This is a genomic window from Streptomyces sp. WY228, assembly GCF_019287315.1.
Classification (GTDB): Bacteria; Actinomycetota; Actinomycetes; order Streptomycetales; family Streptomycetaceae; genus Streptomyces; species Streptomyces caviscabies.
The window spans coordinates 1,512,346-1,530,314 of sequence record NZ_CP079114.1 but is presented as its reverse complement, the minus strand read 5'-3'; the positions used below and the strand labels follow the sequence as shown (position 1 = coordinate 1,530,314).

The following is a 17,969-nucleotide window of genomic DNA, read 5'->3' as shown; positions in this document are numbered from 1 at the left end:
CCGGGCCGGGCGGGACCTCACACGCGGTGCCGGACCAGCCAGTCGGTGTGCTCCGGCGACACGATCCGCTCGGTCTCGAACACCGCCGCCGGCCAGTGCCGTTCGGTGAGGGTGGTCTCCATGGCGGCCTGCATCGACTCCAGGTCCTTCTCCACCAGCGAGTGCGCCGAGATCAGCGGATGGTGCCGGCGCATCTCGTTCCAGGCGAGACAGGCCGCCGCCGCCGCGGACAGCGCCCCCGTCAGACCGAACGACCGGCCCACCCCGAAGGTCTGCAACACGCTCAGCGCCAGCGCCGGCAGCGTCAGCGCGACGATGGCGCCCGACCACAGCAACGCACCGCGCCGGGAGGCCTGCTGACGCCGGCGGTACCAGCGCCGCTGCTCGATGAGCCGGTCCCGTACGTAGGTCTCCTTGCGGACCGTGTAGGCCTTGTTCCGTAACGCGCGCATGGACTCCGTGATGAGACCGCCGGAATCCGGCAGTTCCTCGCGCGGATCGGCCCAGCCCACCTTCCGCAGCTCCTGGAGGCCGTCCTCCAGACGATTGGCGAACAGCGCCTCCGGGTGCCCGGACGCACTGTCGAACGGCGCGCCGTGGACCGCGTAACGCCAGCAGTTGGACTTGATGAACTCCGCCGCGGAACGGTTCAGTTGCCAATGCGACTTTGCTTTGCGCTGGGAGGCGAGGAACGTCATGAAGAGCACGCCCAGGTACGCCAGCACCGCGGCCCCGTACAGGGCCCTGGACGCCGGACCGTCCTCGGCGTGCCAGGGCAGCGCGGCGGGCACCGTGCCGGCCACGAGCAGCGCCAGCTGCACCCGGGTGGTGTTCACGGCCTCGCGCTGGCGGGCCACGGCGACCGCGTCCGTGTGGTGGAACAGGGCCGGCAGGTCCTCGTTCCTGAAGACCATGGATCTCAGCGGCTCGGGCAACGCCGTCATGGTCGCCTCCGTCTGCAGTTGTCGTATGACCCGGCCGGTCGTCGCGCCTGCCCCGCCCGGGGCCACGAGAGTAGGGGGGAGGGCCGGACGCGGCAAGACCGTACCGGCTCCGCGGAGGGTCGGTGTGGCAGGGTTCGGCCACTTCCGCGCAGGTGTTCTTCCGCGCCCGGCGGCGCTGTGGCAAGGTTGCCCAACTGGACTGAACAGCAGGTGAGTTGCCGCCTTCACCGGCGGCCGCGATCACCGCCGGGCGAGGGAGGGGCCATCGAGGGTGACGGAGCCGGACGGGTGGATGACGACATCCCGCTCCGGGACAGCCGGCGCAGCGTGCGCCGCAGCCCGCTGTTCTTCACCGCCCCCCTGGTGCTGCTCGCGGCCCTGACCCTGATCCTCCTGTGGGAGGCGGTCCGGGCCAATGTCTCGCCCGGCGCCCGGGACGACTGGCCCTGGCGGCTGCAACTGCTGGACATGGAGGCGCTCGGAAGCCTGCTGGCCGTGGCGGCGGGCGCCGTACTGGCCAGGGCGCAGTACGCCCGCACGGTCCGGCCCTACCTCGGCTGGCGCGGCTCCTGGCGCAAGGGCCTGCTCGCCGAGGGGGAACCCGCGTGGCGCGTCGGGATACTGAACGGCGGTCAGCACATCGCCGTGATAGAGAGCTGGGAGTGCCGCGTGGTGCTGCGCGGCGGGCCCGACACGGCGACGGCGCCCTGGGTCGCCGTCCCGGACGTCGTGACCACCCTGACCGCGGACGGTCTCTCGGCGGGGCAGGACTACCAGCTCATCGCCTTCGGGAAGGGCTTTCCGCTGGTCGGCACCGGGAACTACGAGACCGTGCCGGTGGGGGTGTTCTCGGAGCGGTTCGTCGAGCGGGTCGACGCGCTCCAGATCCGGGTGCGGGTCACGGACGTCGTGGGCGACAGCCACGAACGCGTCCTGGACTGTGTGCGCGGTGCCCGGGCGGAGTACAACGTGCCCGGCGCGGAACCGGTGAACGAGTGAACCGCCATCGCTTCCGGGACGTCCCGGCGCGTACGGCCGATGCCCGGCCGGCCCGGTCCGGATGCGCCCGCCCGCCACCTGTGCGGGTCGCTTCGCCGGCGACGGAATGCCTCTCACCTGCACCGGCCGGCGAACGTGCGGACGGCGCTCCGGCCCGTGGAATCCGCCGCTCGTCCTCCGCTCACCCGAGCGGTCGCGCGGAAGAGATGTTTCGACGCGAAAAACCCGATGTGAAGGCTGGTCCGCCGGCATGTGCGGGGGCCCCAGCGGTAGTAAAGTGCGCGTGCCGGGCCGTGTGATGACACGGAATCCGTGCAGCATTTCAATGTCCGGAAACAGACCCCTTCAGGATCCCCCTAGGACGGCCGTGAAGACCTACGGAACCACCCCCGCCTTCGCCTCTGCGAAGACCCGCGCGACCCTCGCGGCGACCGACGTCCGCAGCGCCGAGGCCGCCAGGAAGCTCGACCGTGCAATCGGTGCGACAACGGCCCGGTCCACCCGGATCTCCACTTTCAGTTCGGCTCTCTGAGCCGGCGTCAGAAGTGGATAGAATGGCGGAATGACAGGACCCCTGGTCCCCTTCCGTGAATTCGTGCTCAAAGTGCACAGCAGGTGTGATCTTGCCTGCGACCATTGTTATGTCTACGAACACGCAGATCAGAGCTGGCTGACCCGCCCCAAGACCATCTCCGACGAGGCGATTTCGTGGACCGCCCGGCGCCTGGCCGAGCATGCGACGACTCATGCGCTTCCCTCCGTCACAGTGATCCTGCACGGCGGGGAACCGCTCCTGGCAGGGCCCGCGCGATTGCGACGGGTCTGCGAGGAGCTCGGCTCGGCCCTGAACGGCATCGCTGAGCTGGACCTCAGGATCCACACCAACGGCGTCCAGCTCAGCCCCCGTTATCTCGACCTCTTCGACGAGTTCCACGTCCGGGTCGGGATCTCGCTCGACGGCGACCGCGCGGCCAACGACCGCCACCGGCGGTTCGCCAACGGACGCAGCAGCCACCCGATGGTGATGCGGGCGGTCGAACTGCTCCGCGAGGAGCGCTACCGCCACCTGGACCTCGGCCTGCTCTGCACGGTCGACATCCACAACGACCCGGTGGCCGTGCACGACGCCCTCGCCGAGCTCGAACCCCCGCTCGTCGACTTCCTGCTGCCGCACGCCACCTGGGACGACCCGCCGCCACGCCCGGACGGCTCGCCCACCGCGTACGCCGCCTGGCTGCTGGCGGTCTTCGACCGCTGGACGGAACAGGGCCGGCCCATGCCCGTCCGGATGTTCGCCTCGGTGCTCTCCAGCCTGAACGGCGGCCCCAGCCTCACCGAATCGCTCGGCCTCGCCCCCACCGACCTCGTCGTCATCGAGACCGACGGAAAGCTGGAACAGGTCGACTCGCTCAAGAGCGCCTACGAGGGCGCCGCCGCCACCGGGTTCGACGTCTTCAGCCATACGTTCGACGAGGTCGCGGCCCACCCCGGCGTCCGGGCGCGCCAGCTCGGACTGGCCGGAGTCAGCGAGACCTGCCGCCGCTGCCCGGTCGTGCGGTCGTGCGGCGGCGGGCTCTACACCCACCGGTACCGCTCCGGGTCCGGCGCCGACGGCGGCTTCGACAACCCCTCGGTCTACTGCGCCGACCTGGCCGCGCTGATCCGCGGCGTCGAGGAACGGACCGCCGCCGCCACCGAGTCGCCCGCCGTCCGGGCGCCGGACGCGCTGCTCGCCGCCCACCTGGACCTGACCCGCACCCTGCTCGCCGCGCTCCACGACACCCTCGACGGACAGGGCGGAGCGCTCTGGGACGAGGCCTGGCGGCTCGCGGCGAGCGTGGAGGCCGACGCTCCGGGCGCCGACGCGCTCGACACGGTGCTCGCCCACCCCTACACCCGCGGCTGGCTGGTCGGCGCCCTGGAGGACGTCCACGCCGGCCGCGGCCTGACCGAGCCCGCCGCCGAACGGCTCGGCGCATGCGTGGCCGCCGCCGCCGTCAGGGCCGGGATCGACCTGCCGGTGCCGGTGGCGTACCGCGACGGGAGCCTGCATCTGCCCACCCTCGGCACCGCGGTCCTCGGCGGGCCGGGGGAGCGGGGCGTGGCGGTGGTGCGCGCCACGGACGACGGCTTCCTCGTCCGCCGGCCGGACACGGGCACCGACGGCGTGCCCGCCGCTCCCGGCCCGGAGCTGCGGATCGCGCACGAGGAAGCGGAGGGCCCGCACTGGCGTCCCGTCCGCGTCCTGCGGCAGGCACCCGCTCCGGCTCTCCTGCTGGACGACCTCGACCCCTTCCGCGACGGCTTCGGCACCGCCCCGGCCGAGCGGCTCACCGCGGAGCGGGCCGACGCCTGGGGGCGCCGGATCGCCGACGCCTGGGCGCTGCTGGCCGACGCCGTTCCGGAGCAGGCGGCCGAGGCGGCCCGGACGCTCACCACGGTGACCCCGCTGGCCGCCGGCACCGCCGAGCCGGGCCGGCCCGGCCACGGCGCGCTCGGCGTCGGCGAGGCGGCCGACGGCAAGGAGCTGGCACTCGGCCTGCTGAGCGGATTCCGCCGGGCGAAACTGCGGGCGCTCGGTGAAGTGACGGATCTTTACGCCTTGGACGGTACCTGGGAACATCGAACGCCCTGGGGGAGCGAACACGTGACGTTCTCCCGACTGCTGGCGGAGACATTCGAACGGGCGGGGCTCGGGCTTTACGATCCGCGCTTCCTCACGGGTGTTCCGGAGGCCCTCGACATGATCGAGAACGCGGCGGAGGTGACGGTCGACGGAAAACAGCTGATCGCCGCTGTCCGCAAGGAGATCAGCGGAACACGGAGTGCGGCCGGGAGGAATCGCGGCAGGACCGTCCCGCCGTCCGGTCATCCTTCGAACGTCCTGTCGTCTGACCGGAAAGTGACGTTCGAATGACCGAACGGCAGGGGGGTGGAAAGCGGTCCGCTCCGGAATGATGAGTTCGCTTGCACTCCCTTCCTCCTTCCGGGATGCGAGTGCTCACACAGGACGGGGGTCGTGTGCACGCATCGACGCAACAGCGAGCGGTGGGCCATCGGCCGTATTTCTTTCTGAGTTACGCCCACACACCGGGATACGGCGGCGGCACGGACCCCGATATGTGGGTCGAGCGGCTGTTCCAGGATCTCTGCGGTCATGTGATGGCGATGACCGACTTACCCGCGGGCGCGCCCGCGGGATTCATGGACCGGGAGATACGCTCCGGCGAGGGCTGGTCGGAACGGCTCGGTGACGTCCTCGCCACCTGCCGGGTCTTCGTTCCGCTGTTCTCGCCGCGCTACTTCGCCAGCGAGATGTGCGGCAAGGAGTGGTACGCCTTCGAACAGCGGGCCATCCACCACCGGGCCCGCTCCAACCAGCCGGCCGAGGCCATCGTCCCGGCCCTCTGGGTGCCGGTGCCGCCGAGCCAACTGCCCGGCTCCGCCGAGCGGTTGCAGTTCAACCACCGCGACTTCGGGGAACGGTACGTCAGCGACGGCCTCTACGGTCTGATCAAGCTCCGGCTCTTCGCCGAGGAGTACGAACGGGCCGTCTACGAACTGGCCAAACGCATCGTCAGCGTCGCCGACTCGGTCCGTATCGACACCGGCCGACCCGTCGACTACCGCCTGGCGCCCAGCGCCTTCGGATCCCCCAGCAGCGGGGTCGGCGCACCCCGGCCGATGCAGATCACCATCGCGGCGCCCACCCGCCACGATCTGCCCGAGGGCCGCAACAGCGACCACTACGGCGACCACCCCCAGGACTGGAACCCCTACTACCCGGCCGCCGCCCGCCCGCTGGCCTATGTGGCCGAGGAACTGGTCCGCTCGCTCAACTACCAGGCGGTCATCACCTCGTTCGACGAGGACCGGCACGACGGCAAGGCCCCGCCCAGCACCCCCGAGATCCTGCTCGTCGACCGCTGGGCCCTGAGGGACGAGGACCACCGCCGCAGGCTCGCGGCCTTCGACGCCGAGAACCGGCCCTGGGTGACCATGGTCGTGCCGTGGAGCCGCGACGACCACCAGAGCAGAGCGGCCGAGACCGAGCTCATCGAGAAGCTCGAAGCGACCATGCCGATCAAGATGGGCCAGGGCCGGGCGCTGTGCCGCGCGGCGGCGAAGGGAGTGCCCACGATGGAGGCGTTCGGCCAACTCCTGCCCCAGGTCGTCGAGGTGGCCGCCCAGCAGTATCTGAAGCACGCCAAGGCCTACCCGCCCGGGCCCGGCGGCGGATCCGGCGAGCGGACCCGGCTCACCGGCCCCATGGGCGCCACGAGCTACATACCCGACCCGCACGACCCTGCGACGGAAGCGGAGGACCTATGAGTGCCGGTCGTGACGGGCGCATCGTCACCTTCTACTCGTACAAGGGCGGTACCGGGCGCACCATGGCGCTCGCCAACGTCGCCTGGATCCTCGCGGCCAACGGCAAGCGCGTGCTGGCCGTCGACTGGGACCTGGAGGCCCCCGGGCTGCACCGGTTCTTCCACCCGTTCCTCGACCCGGCCACGCTCGGCGCCACCACCGGCGTGATCGACCTGATCACCGAGTACGCCTGGGCCGCGACCAGCCCCGCCCAGCGCGCCGAGGACTGGCACCGCGACTACGCCCGCATCCAGCCGCACGCCGTGTCGCTGACCCCGGAGTCGCTGGGCTGGGAGTTCCCGCAGGGCGGCACGCTCGACTTCGTCTCCGCCGGACGGCAGAACCGCGAGTACAGCGCCACCGTCTCCACCTTCGACTGGGACAACTTCTACGACCGGTTCGGCGGCGGCCACTTCTTCGACGCGCTGCGCGACGACATGAAGGCCAACTACGACTACGTCCTCATCGACAGCCGCACCGGTCTCAGCGACATCGCCGACATCTGCACCGTCCACCTCCCGGACGTGCTCGTCGACTGCTTCACCCTCAGCGACCAGTCCATCGACGGCGCCGCCTCCGTCGCCCGCCAGATCGCCGAGCGCAACACCGGCCGCCCCATCGCCCTCTACCCCGTCCCGATGCGCATCGACGAGGGCGAGAAGGAGAAGGCGGACGCCGGGCGGGCGCTGGCCCGGCTCAAGTTCGACCGGCTGCCCCGCGATCTGTCCGGCGACGAACTCACCGCCTACTGGGGCGCGGTGGAGATCCCCTACCGCCCGTACTACGCCTACGAGGAGACGCTCGCCACCTTCGGCGACGAGGCCGGTCTCACCAACTCGCTGCTCTCCGCCTTCGAACGGCTCACCGCGGTCATCACCGAGCGGGAGATCACCTCGATGCCCCCGATCGGCGAGGAGATCCGGCTGCGGATCCGCGACGCCTTCACCCGGCGCAGGCCCGCCCTGCCCGCCGATCTCCACCTCAGCTATGTGGCGGAGAACCGGATGTGGGCCGACTGGCTCGAATCGATTCTCACCCGGGCCGGCTTCCGGGTCGTGCCGCGCGACGTCTCCGCCGAACGCCCGCCCGAGGAGCAGGCCGACACCAATGCCGAGAACGCCGCCCGCACCGTCGTCCTGCTCTCCAGCGCCTATCTGAAGTCCCAGCGCGCGGTCGAGCTGTGGGAACGCACCGCCGCCGAGGCCGTCGGCAGCGGCCGCCGCCGGCTGGTTCCGCTGCGGGTCGGGGACGTACGCCTGACCTCTCCGTACATCGACCGCAACCCCGTCGACCTGTTCCGGCTGGACGAGGTGCACGCCACCACCGCCGTGATGCGGGCCCTGGACCGCCCGGTGCAGGTGGCCGACGGGGTGTCGCCCGGACCCCGCTTCCCCGGCACCGTGCCGAGGATCTGGAACGCGCCGCCCCGCAACCCCGGCTTCACCGGCCGCTCGCTCGTCCTGGAGCGGATGCGCGACCAGCTCGGCGGCGGCCTCGCCGTCGTCCTGCCGCAGCCGCAGACGCTGTACGGACTCGGCGGCGTCGGCAAGACCCAGGTGGCCCTGGAGTACGTGCACCGCTTCATGGCCGACTACGACTTGGTGTGGTGGATATCGTCCGAGCAGCCCGACGACGTGGTCGCCTCGCTCGCCGAACTCGCCGTCCGGCTCGGCGCCCAGGGCGGCGACGACATGGCGGCCGCCTCCCAGGAGGCCGTCGACCTGCTGCGGCGCGGGGTGCCGTCGGACCGCTGGCTGCTGGTCTTCGACAACGCGGACGACCCCGAGCAGCTGCGCCGCTACTTCCCGCAGGGCGGCTCCGGCCACATCCTGGTGACCTCCCGCAACCAGAGCTGGTCCCAGCACGGCGACGCGCTGCCCGTGGACGTCTTCCTCCGCGAGGAGTCCATCGAGCATCTCCAGCGCCGGGCCCCGGGGCTCAGCGACGAGGACGCCGCCCAGGTGGCGACCGCGGTCGGCGACCTGCCGCTGGCCGTGGAGCAGGCGGCCGCCTGGATCGCGGAGACCGCCACCCCCATCGACGCCTATCTCGAACAGCTCGCCCAGCAGGCGCCCCAGGTCCTCGCACTCAACCAGCCGGCCGGCTACCCGGAACCGGTCGCCGCGACCTGGAACATCTCCATCGCCCGGCTCAAGGAGCGCTCGCCCGCCGCCGTACGGCTGCTCCAGCTCTGCGCCTTCTTCGCCCCCGAGCCGATCTCCGCGAACCTCCTCTACAGCAAGGAGATGATCGACGCGCTGAAGCCGTACGACTCCTCGCTCCAGGAGAAGCTGGTGCTGGGCCGGGTCATCCGGGAGATCGGCCGGTTCGCCCTCGCCAAGGTCGACCAGGTCTCCAACTCCATCCAGGTGCACCGCCTCGTCCAGGCCGTGATCAAGGCGCAGCTCAGCGAGGAGGAGCAGCGCGAGGCCCGGCACGTCGTCCACCGCATCCTGGCCGGCGCCCGGCCCGACGACGACGAGCCGATAGACAACCCGGAGACCTGGCCGCGCTTCGCCACGATCTGGCCGCACCTCGGCCCCTCCGACGCCCGCAACTGCAAGGAGCCGGAGACCCGCAGGCTGCTGATCGACCGGGTCCGCTACCTCTGGAAGCGCGGCGACGTCAGGACCGCCGGGGCGCTGGGCGACGAACTGCGGGAGATCTGGGAGGAGAAGCTGGGCGAACGCGATCTGCAGTACCTCTACCTCTGCTTCCACCTCTCCAACATCCTGCGCACCCGCGGGCGTTACGTGGAGGCGAAGGAGCTGGACGAGTTCACCCTGGAGCGCCAGCGGGCGGTGCTGGGACCCGAGCACCCGCACACGTACATGACGACCAGCAGCCTCGCCATCGACCTCGGTCTGCTGGGGGACTACGCGCGGGCGATCGAGATGGCGACCGAGGCCCACGAGGGGTTCGGCCAGATCTTCCACGACTCCCACCCCCGGACCCTGGCCGCCGCCAACAACCTGGCCCTGAACCTGCGCAGCGTCGGCCAGTACGCCCGCGCCCGGGAGATCGACCAGGACGTCTACGACCTCCGCTCCCAAGTGCTGGGAGCCCAACACCCCTACAGCCTCTCCTCCGCCATGAACCTCGCCCGTGACCTGCGGGAGGTCGGGCGGTACGAGGACTCGGTGGGGCTGCTCAGCACGACGTACAACAGCTTCAAGGAGACGATGGGGCGCAGCTTCCCGGCCACGCTGAGCGCCGCGAAGAGCCTCGCGGTGTCGTTGCGCAGGGCCGGCCGGCTGGAGGACGCGCGCCGTCTCACGGTGGCGACCCGGGCCCGCTACCGGGCGAAGTACACCATCGCCAACCCCGATTCGCTGGCCTGCGACCTCAACCTCGCCGCCGACCTGTTCGCGGCGGGCGAGAGCGCCGAGGCGAGGGACACCGCGCAGGAGGTCGTCGATCAGTACATGAAGGTGCCGGGGGAGAAGCACCCGTACACGCTGGCGGCGCAGAACAACCTCGGCGTCTATCTGACGGGGGCCGGGGAGCCGGAGGCGGCGGAGCGGGTGCTGAAGCTGGTCGTCGCCGGCATGCGGGAGACCTTCGGCCGGGACCACCCCAACACCCTGTTCTGCGTGATGAACCTGGCCAGCGCGACCGCGGACCGGGGCGAGCTGGACCTCGTGCTGGAGACCGAGCAGCGGCTGTCCGGGCAGCTGCGCGAGGCGCTCGGGACGCACCATCCCGAGACCCTGGCCATGACCTCGAACATGGCGGTCACGCTCGACGCCATGGGGCGGGAGGACCAGGCGGTGCAGCTGCGGGCGGAGATCGTCCCCGAACTGTCGCGGCAGCTCGGCGACGACCATCCGCTGGCACGCGTCGCCCGGACCGAGGAGCGGTTCCGACGGGAACTGGAGCCGATGTCGGTGTGACCGGCCCTGGACCGGCCGTGCCGGGAGGGATCACCCTCCCGGCACGGCCGTCGGCAGCGTCCGGTACGGGTGCTCCCGCGCGTCCAGCAGCCAGTCCAGGACCCGGGGCAGCATGGGGAACGCGTCGAAGTGGGCCGCCGACGGTTCGAGTACGGCGGTGGCGCCCGGGATCTGCCCGGCCAGCCAGCGGGAGTGGCCGACCGGGGCGAAGACGTCCTGCACCCCGTGCCAGAGCAGCACCTCGCCGGTGATCCGGGCGGGATCGAACCCCCAGGGGCTGGAGAACGCGAGGGCGTCGTCGATCCAGCCGTACGCCGAATGACGCAGTCCCTCGCTGTAGTTGCGCAGCAGCATGGATCGGATCCCCGCGTCGTTGACCACCATCCGGTCGGAGTCGGTCAGCTCCCGGCGCAGATCGTCCAGGAGCCGGACGGGGTTCCGCCGGATCTGCGCGGAGCGGTCGATGAAGGACTCCGCCAGGCCGTCCGGGTCGTCCGCCGCCGTGGAGTACGCGAGGACATTGGACGCGGTCATCCCGTCGAACCAGTCGAGACCCGCCGCGTCCGGGGGCGCGAGACTGACCAGCGCCGCGGTCCGGGTGATCCGTTCCGGCATCAGCGCCGCGCAGGCCAGGGCGTGCGGGGCGCCGCCGGAGCGGCCCACCACGGCGAACCGCTCCAGGCCCAACGAGTCGGCGATGGCCCGGACGTCCTCGACGACGTCCTTGATCCGGCGGCCCTCGTGCCGGTCGCTGTCGCCGTATCCGGGGCGGTCGTAGGTGATCAGCTGCGTATGGCGCTGGTACAGCACCATGCCCCGGGGAGCGGGGCCCAGCCTGCTGCCCGGGGTGCCGTGCAGGAGGAAGACCGGTCTTCCCCGCGGATCCCCCATCCGCTCCACCATCAGATGCCGGCCGTCCGCCGTGAGCACCCGATTGCGCACCCCGTGCCTCCTCCGCTCGGTCATCCGGCGGGCGCGTGCCGCCTTTTCGATGATGACCCATCAGGGGCGTTACGGGGACTGTTCGACGACAGGAACTGTGAAGGTACGGAGAGGCTCCCGGCGGACGAAGCGGACGAGGTCCGTCGCCATCCGGACGCGCGGGCACGCCATCCGGACCGGCAGGGGCGAAAACCGGACAGGCCTAGTCCTCACCCAGGGGCGGTCAACGGTTGCACCGGGTGTTCGCGAACGGAATCGACGTGGTGTGACCCGGGGTAGGTGAACGCCTCGCGTGCGAAGCGTCTGTGTCGTGTGCACGTCTGGAAGTCGGCCTTGTGTGCGTATCGGGGCCTCGGAATAGTGGGCGCCCCATCCTCCGTGTACGAGCACCCCACTTGCTCCGTGCACGGCCCCACAGGAGGTCGAAGTTGAAGCATCGACGCATATCGAGGAAGCGCGCGACGCTGGCCGGCTCGGCCGTCGTCGCTCTGGTCGCAGCGGGTTTCACGTTCCAGTCTGCGAACGCCAGTGACGATGTGCCGGAGTTCGCGGTCAAGACGCTCGGCGTGGACGCGGCCGGAAAGCTGGCCACCACTCTGGACCGTGACCTGGGCGCGGCCGCGGCGGGTTCGTACTACGACAGCACGGCGAAGGCCCTCGTCGTGAACGTCGTCGACGAGGCCGGCGCCGAGCAGGTCCGCCAGGCGGGCGGCAAGGCCAGAATCGTGGAGAACTCCCTCGCCGAGCTGAAGTCGGCGCGGCAGACCCTCACCGACAAGGCGACCATCCCGGGCACCTCCTGGGCGGTCGACCCGGTGACCAACAAGGTCAAGGTCACCGCCGACAGCACGGTGGACGGCGCGGCCTGGAAGAAGCTCTCGGCCGTGGTCGACGGCCTCGGCGGCAAGGCCGAACTGAACAAGGCGGCGGGCGAGTTCAAGCCGCTGATCGCGGGCGGCGACGCGATCTGGGGCTCCGGCTCCCGCTGCTCGCTCGGCTTCAACGTGGTCAAGGACGGCGAACCGTACTTCCTGACCGCGGGCCACTGCACCGAGTCGGTCACCAGCTGGTCGGACACCCAGGGCGGCGCGGAGATCGGGGCGAACGAGGGCTCCAGCTTCCCGGAGAACGACTACGGCCTGGTCAAGTACACCTCGGACACCGAGCACCCGAGCGAGGTGAACCTCTACGACGGCTCCACCCAGGCGATCGCCCAGGCGGGCGACGCGACGGTCGGCCAGCAGGTCACCCGCAGCGGCTCCACCACCCAGGTGCACGACGGCGAGGTCACCGCGCTGGACGCCACGGTCAACTACGGCAACGGCGACATCGTCAACGGCCTCATCCAGACGACGGTCTGCGCCGAGCCGGGCGACAGCGGCGGCGCCCTCTTCGCGGGCGACACCGCGCTCGGTCTGACCTCGGGCGGCAGCGGTGACTGCTCCTCGGGCGGCACGACCTTCTTCCAGCCGGTTCCGGAGGCGCTGGCCGCCTACGGCGCCGAGATCGGCTGACGTAACACCGCACCACCGCACGACGGCGCGAGGAAGGGCCCCCGGTTCACCGGGGGCCCTTCCCTCTGCCCTGGTGCGGTCGGCTCAGGCGGCCCGGGGCAGGTTGCGGGAGCCGACGTCCGCCGGGGAGACGCCGAAGATCTTCACGGCCTGGTAGTAGGTCCAGGCGGTGCTGTTGCACGAGGTCTTCGTCGCGCCCGAGTAGCCGGCGCACACCCGCTTGAGGTCCTCGTAGAAGGCGGAGTCGATCCGGGCCTTGTTGGCGGAGAACGTGCCCGCGGCCTTGTAGTTCCGGTAGCCGAAGTCGTGGCGGGCACAGGAGTTCTGGAACGGGAAGCCGAAGGGGTTGTCGGGGGAGCTGCTGCAGTAGTCCGTCGACCAGTCGAAGCCGTACGCGGACCAGGCGCCCTGGTTGTTGCGGGCGGCGTTCCACGCGTTGTGGCTGGAGGCGCTCGTCTGGGTCCAGGAACTGAGCACCTGGGGCTTGTCGGCGGGGGCGGCCGAGGCGGAACCGGCGGTGATCAGGGCGAGCGGGAGCGACAGCGCGACCGCGGTGAGCGGGACCGTGAATCGACGACGCATGAGCGACCTCCGTGGGGGTGAAAGGAAGTGGTCCTGACCGTGCTCCTCGTCGGGTGGTACGAGGGGCAGGGACAGCATGTCGTCATGGACCTGTCATGCCTAGTCGTCGCACGGACCGGACATCAAGAATTGGGCGGTACGTCAGATGGGGCCGCCGTCACGGCGGCCCCACAGGCGGATCTTCACGGAGGAAAGGGGCGAAGGCGAAGGCCGGCGGGAAGGGCCCCGGCCGACGTCAGACCGGAGTCGATCCGCCGGCGCCCGGCCCCGGGGCGGCGGCCGTGACCGTGGCGTCCACCGGGTCCGCGTCCGTTCGCTTCCGCAGCGACAGCAGCAGGGTCAGCGCCGTACCGACGACCGCCCAGGCCGAGAGCACCAGCAAGGGCCCGGTGACCGCGTTGCCACGGAAGTAGGCGATCGAACGGGCCGTCCAGGTGCCCGCACCCGGAGGGAGGGCCGGGCCGATCGCCCGCCAGAAGTCCGGGAGCATCGGGAGCGGGAAGGCGCCGCCCGCGCTCGGGTTGCCCGCGATGACGATGATCAGGACGGCCAGACCGATGCCGACGATCCCGGTCAGGGCCTGCAGGGCGAGCGTGGTCATGCCGACCGCGAAGACGACCAGGGCGCCCAGACCGGCCAGCCCCCAGAAACTGCCGGGCAGCGCGCCGAGGACCGGCCCGATGACGAGCGCGCCGCCGATGCCGCCGACGACGGAGTACAGCGCCATCGTTCCGGTCCGGATCACCGCGCGCTGCCGGTTGGCGGGTTTGGCGCCGGCGCTGATCGCCAGGATCGAGGCGCAGAGATACCCGCCGACGCACCAGCCGACGACCAGGTAGAAGGACGAGAGCCCGTTGAAGTCCTCGCCGGACGCCGGGGCGACGTCCACGGTCCGCACCGCCCGCCCCTCGGAGTCCTCGACCCCGGTGAGGATCCGCTCCAGAGCGGTGACCAGGGCGGTCCCGCCACCGGAGGCGACCAGCAGGGTGTCGGTGCGGCCCTCCGCCGCGACGATCAGGGCGCCGTCGATGTCACGGTTCATGATCTGCTCGCGCGCCTCGGCCGCGCTGCTCACCGCACGGGGGTCCAGCGGTCCGCCGGGCAGTCCGTCCAGCCGGTCGACGAGCTGCTGGGACATCTGCTGCGGGGCCACCACCCCGAAGGCGACATCCGTCGCCTTCGGCTTGTGCAGCGCCCCGACGTAGGAGGCGATGAAGAGCAGTTGCAGCGCGACCACACCCACGACGAGCAGGGCGGCCCGTGGGGTGACGGCGGTCTTCACCTCGTCGACGAAAGTCATGCCCCCACCGTCCGGGCGGGGCAGGGGTCACGCAGTCGGGGCGGGGCCGAACGGCTTACGGGACGGGCATCGACTTTCCTTTCGTAAGGGCATACCTGTCAGTAAGCTACGGATGTGAACGGGAACGTGGAATCCGAGGCCGATGTCGAGGGCGACAAGGCGGTCGCGTTGAGCGACGCCTTCACGGCGGACTGTCCGGCCCGCACGGTGCTGAATCACGTCAGCAGCCGCTGGGGGGTGCTGATCCTGGCCGCGCTGCAGGAGGGGCCGATGCGCTTCTATGTGCTGCGGAACAGGATCGGCGGCATCAGCGAGAAGATGCTGTCCCAGAATCTCCGGGTCTTCGTGCGGGACGGCCTGATCGCCCGTGAGGTCGAAGCCACGGTGCCGCCCCAGGTGACCTATTCGCTCACCCCTGTCGGGCGGGAGTTGGCGGCCACGCTCGGCGGCCTGGTCGAGTGGATCACGTATCGGATCGGAGACATCGTCGCCGCGCGCGAGCGCCACGACGAGACGAGCTGACTCCACCTGCGGGCCGGCGCATGGGTCGCGCTAACCATTAGGTACGTCCTTACCTTTCGAAAGCTCACCACCTACGGTAAGCCTTTCGGGCTGTGCGGCCCGGAAGGGAGATCTTCGGTGGACACTGAACTGGCCCCACGCGCCGGGGTGCGCGAGTGGATCGGGCTGGCGGCGCTGGCACTGCCCGCGATGCTCGTGATCATGGACATGAGCGTGCTCCATCTGGCGCTGCCGACCCTCAGCAAGGATCTGGAGCCTTCCGGAGCGGAACTGCTCTGGATCACCGACGTCTACGGGTTCGTCATCGCCGGCGCGATGATCACCATGGGCACACTCGGCGATCGCATCGGCCGGCGCCGGATGCTGATGATCGGGGCCGTGGCCTTCGGCCTCGCCTCGGTGCTCGCCGCCTACGCGCCCACCGCGGAGACGCTGATCGTGGCCCGCGCGCTTCTCGGCCTCGCCGGTGCGGTACTGGGCCCCTCGACGCTGTCGCTGATCAGCGCCATGTTCCACGACGCCAAGCAGCGCTCGTTCGCCATCACGGTGTGGATGACGAGCTTCATGCTGGGCGGCGCGGTCGGCCCGCTGGTCGGCGGTGTGCTGCTGGAGGCGTTCTGGTGGGGCTCGGTCTTCCTCGTGGCCGTGCCGGTCATGGTGTTCCTGCTGGTGGCGGGCCCGCTGGTGCTCCCGGAGGTCCGTAACCCGGACGCGGGCCGACTCGACCTGACCAGCGCCGCGATGTCGCTGGCCGCCATCCTGCTGGTCGTGTTCGGCGTGAAGGAGTTCGCCAAGGAGGGCGTCGCCTGGCTACCGCTGCTGGCCCTGATGCTCGGTCTTGTGATCGGCGCCCTCTTCGTCGCGCGGCAGCGCCGGCTCACCGACCCGCTGCTCGACATGAAGCTCTTCGCGAACCGCGGCTTCAGCGTCTCCCTCGGCACGCTGACCTTGACCGTGGTGTTCATGCTGGGCAGTCAGTTCCTCATCGCCCAGTACATCCAGATGGTGGTGGGCATGGAACCGCTGGAGTCGGCGGTGTGGAGCCTGCCGATGGTCGTCAGCGGAACCCTCGCGATGTTCGTCGCCCAGGGCGTGGCGGCTCAGGTGGGCAAGGCGTACGTCTTCGGCGCCGGCCTCGCCGTCGCCGCCGTCGGCTTCACCGTGCTCGCACGGGTCGACAGCGGATCCGGGATCGGAATCGTCGTCACGGCCGCGTCGCTGCTGTTCGCCGGTCTGATGCCGGTCTCGTCCCTCGGGATCGGGATGATCGTCGACGCCGCGCCGCCCGAGCAGGCGGGCTCGGCGGCCGCGGTGGGGGAGACGACCCAGGAACTGGGCGGTGCCCTCGGCATCGCGGTCCTCGGCAGCGTGCTGAACGTCGCGTACCGCAGCGGGGTGGCCGGCTCGGTGCCGGACGGTGTTCCCGCCTCCGCCCGCGAGTCGGTCACCGACAACCTGCCCGCGGCGCTTGAGGCCGCCGGAAGGCTGCCCGGGGAGGCGGGGTCCCAACTCATCGCCGTGGCACGGCAATCCTTCGCCCAGGGCCTCGCCTGGATCGCGATGGGAGCCGTACCGGTCATGCTCGCGCTGGCCGTCACCGCCACGCTGCTGCTCCGGAACGTGGGTCGCCCGGACGGAGGCGTGGTCGAGGGAGGGGGCGCGGACGATGCGGAGGGAGAGGTGGCGTCCACGGCGGGGCGGGCGGAGTCCTGACCGCCCCGCCATCCCGCTACTCGATCCACGGTGGAGCCGCGCCATTTTTTACCGACGCGTAACTTCCCTCGCCACCTTACTCGTGCGTAATTTGGCATGAGCACGCACAGCTTGTGGTCCGGGCCACAGGGCGCACCGCCATCGCACCTCCCTTGAGCCGCAAGGAGATCCCACGATGCTGCCCTGGATCCGTGCTGCGCGCGTTCCCCGCGCGCGCAGCCTGCTCGCCGCCCTGCTCCTCTCCCTCACCGTTCTCGTCGCCCCCACGGCGACCGCGAGCGCGGCCCCCGCCGCCGAAGCGGCCACCTCGCGTGGCTGGAACGACTACTCCTGCAAGCCCTCGGCCGCCCATCCCCGCCCGGTCGTCCTGGTCCACGGAACCTTCGGGAACTCGATCGACAACTGGCTGGTCCTCGCCCCCTACCTGGTCAACCGGGGCTACTGCGTCTTCTCCCTCGACTACGGCCAGCTGCCCGGGGTGCCGTTCTTCCACGGCCTCGGGCCCATCGACAAGTCCGCCGAACAGCTCGACGTGTTCGTCGACAAGGTGCTCGACGCCACCGGAGCCCCGAAGGCCGACCTCGTCGGCCACTCCCAGGGCGGCATGATGCCGAACTACTACCTGAAGTTCCTCGGCGGCGCCGACAAGGTCAACGCCCTCGTCGGCATCGCCCCGGACAACCACGGCACCACGCTGCTCGGCCTCACCCAACTGCTGCCGTTCTTCCCGGGCGTCGAGAAGTTCATCAACGACAAGACCCCCGGACTGGCCGACCAGGTCGCGGGATCGCCCTTCATCACCAAGCTCACGGCGGGCGGCGACACCGTCCCCGGGGTCCGCTACACCGTCATCGCGACCAAGTACGACCAGGTCGTGACGCCGTACCGCACGCAGTACCTGGACGGGCCGAACGTACGCAATGTCCTCCTCCAGGACCTGTGCCCGCTCGACCTGTCCGAGCACGTGGCGATCGGGACCATCGACCGCATCGCCTTCCACGAAGTGGCCAACGCCCTCGACCCGGCCCGTGCCACGCCGACCACCTGCGCCTCGGTCATCGGCTGACCCACCGCACGTGAACGGGCCGGGGCCCGCCGTCCGATGGTGCGGACGGCGGACCCCGGCCCGTCGATGACCTGCCGCGCCCGACGTCCCGGAGGGACGCGGCAGGGGTACGAAGGGGGGGTG

13 protein-coding genes are annotated in these 17,969 nt (G+C 70.8%); 9 read left to right on the top strand and 4 right to left on the bottom strand.

Going from position 1 to position 17,969, the window contains the following annotated elements:
- Nucleotides 1–17 precede the first annotated feature (17 nt).
- Nucleotides 18–944, bottom strand: a complete 927-nt coding sequence (locus tag KV381_RS06430; RefSeq protein WP_030085750.1) for a DUF4231 domain-containing protein — start codon at nucleotides 942–944, stop codon at nucleotides 18–20.
- A 288-nt stretch (nucleotides 945–1,232) separates the two neighbouring features.
- On the opposite strand from KV381_RS06430, the gene KV381_RS06425 reads away from it, so the two are divergent.
- From KV381_RS06425 to fxsT, 5 genes are all read left to right on the top strand, one after another.
- Entirely contained in the window at nucleotides 1,233–1,943 is a 711-nt protein-coding gene (locus tag KV381_RS06425; protein ID WP_218784863.1) for a hypothetical protein, read from the top strand.
- A 367-nt stretch (nucleotides 1,944–2,310) separates the two neighbouring features.
- The gene (locus KV381_RS06420; RefSeq protein ID WP_103512799.1) at nucleotides 2,311–2,475 is read left to right on the top strand and encodes an FXSXX-COOH protein; all 165 of its coding nucleotides are present in this window, start codon (nucleotides 2,311–2,313) and stop codon (nucleotides 2,473–2,475) included.
- Between the two features lie 30 nt (nucleotides 2,476–2,505).
- Entirely contained in the window at nucleotides 2,506–4,860 is a 2,355-nt protein-coding gene (fxsB, locus tag KV381_RS06415; protein WP_218784861.1) for a radical SAM/SPASM protein FxsB, inactivated metallohydrolase extension form, read from the top strand.
- Nucleotides 4,861–4,934: 74 nt separating this feature from the next.
- On the top strand, nucleotides 4,935–6,275 hold the full coding sequence (fsxC, locus tag KV381_RS06410) for an FxsC protein (RefSeq protein WP_170994531.1): 1,341 nt from the start codon (nucleotides 4,935–4,937) through the stop codon (nucleotides 6,273–6,275).
- Nucleotides 6,272–10,207 (top strand): FxSxx-COOH system tetratricopeptide repeat protein, encoded by a 3,936-nt coding sequence (gene fxsT / locus KV381_RS06405; RefSeq protein ID WP_218784859.1) that lies wholly within the window; start codon nucleotides 6,272–6,274, stop codon nucleotides 10,205–10,207. The genes fsxC and fxsT overlap by 4 nt, the downstream gene beginning before the upstream one ends.
- 30 nt (nucleotides 10,208–10,237) lie before the next feature.
- On the opposite strand, the gene KV381_RS06400 is transcribed toward fxsT, so the two are convergent.
- Entirely contained in the window at nucleotides 10,238–11,149 is a 912-nt protein-coding gene (locus tag KV381_RS06400) for an alpha/beta fold hydrolase (RefSeq protein WP_030085741.1), read from the bottom strand.
- A gap of 335 nt (nucleotides 11,150–11,484) precedes the next feature.
- On the opposite strand from KV381_RS06400, the gene KV381_RS06395 reads away from it, so the two are divergent.
- On the top strand, nucleotides 11,485–12,663 hold the full coding sequence (locus KV381_RS06395; RefSeq protein WP_218784857.1) for a S1 family peptidase: 1,179 nt from the start codon (nucleotides 11,485–11,487) through the stop codon (nucleotides 12,661–12,663).
- 84 nt (nucleotides 12,664–12,747) lie between these two features.
- On the opposite strand, the gene KV381_RS06390 is transcribed toward KV381_RS06395, so the two are convergent.
- Both KV381_RS06390 and KV381_RS06385 read right to left on the bottom strand, forming a co-directional pair.
- A complete protein-coding gene (locus KV381_RS06390; protein ID WP_030085739.1) occupies nucleotides 12,748–13,245 on the bottom strand; it encodes a phospholipase in 498 nt (165 codons plus the stop codon).
- 235 nt (nucleotides 13,246–13,480) lie between these two features.
- On the bottom strand, nucleotides 13,481–14,545 hold the full coding sequence (locus KV381_RS06385) for a DUF3533 domain-containing protein (protein WP_193464453.1): 1,065 nt from the start codon (nucleotides 14,543–14,545) through the stop codon (nucleotides 13,481–13,483).
- A 126-nt stretch (nucleotides 14,546–14,671) separates the two neighbouring features.
- Here KV381_RS06385 and KV381_RS06380 point away from each other — a divergent pair, with 126 nt between their 5' ends.
- The 3 genes from KV381_RS06380 (at nucleotide 14,672) to KV381_RS06370 (ending at nucleotide 17,846) form a co-directional block, all read left to right on the top strand.
- Nucleotides 14,672–15,067 carry a helix-turn-helix domain-containing protein gene (locus KV381_RS06380; protein WP_218784855.1) on the top strand — a complete coding sequence of 132 codons (396 nt, stop codon included), beginning with the start codon at nucleotides 14,672–14,674 and terminating at the stop codon, nucleotides 15,065–15,067.
- A gap of 117 nt (nucleotides 15,068–15,184) precedes the next feature.
- Entirely contained in the window at nucleotides 15,185–16,780 is a 1,596-nt protein-coding gene (locus KV381_RS06375; RefSeq protein ID WP_256995020.1) for an MFS transporter, read from the top strand.
- A gap of 175 nt (nucleotides 16,781–16,955) precedes the next feature.
- Nucleotides 16,956–17,846, top strand: a complete 891-nt coding sequence (locus KV381_RS06370) for a triacylglycerol lipase (RefSeq protein ID WP_098024573.1) — start codon at nucleotides 16,956–16,958, stop codon at nucleotides 17,844–17,846.
- Nucleotides 17,847–17,969: the final 123 nt, after the last annotated feature.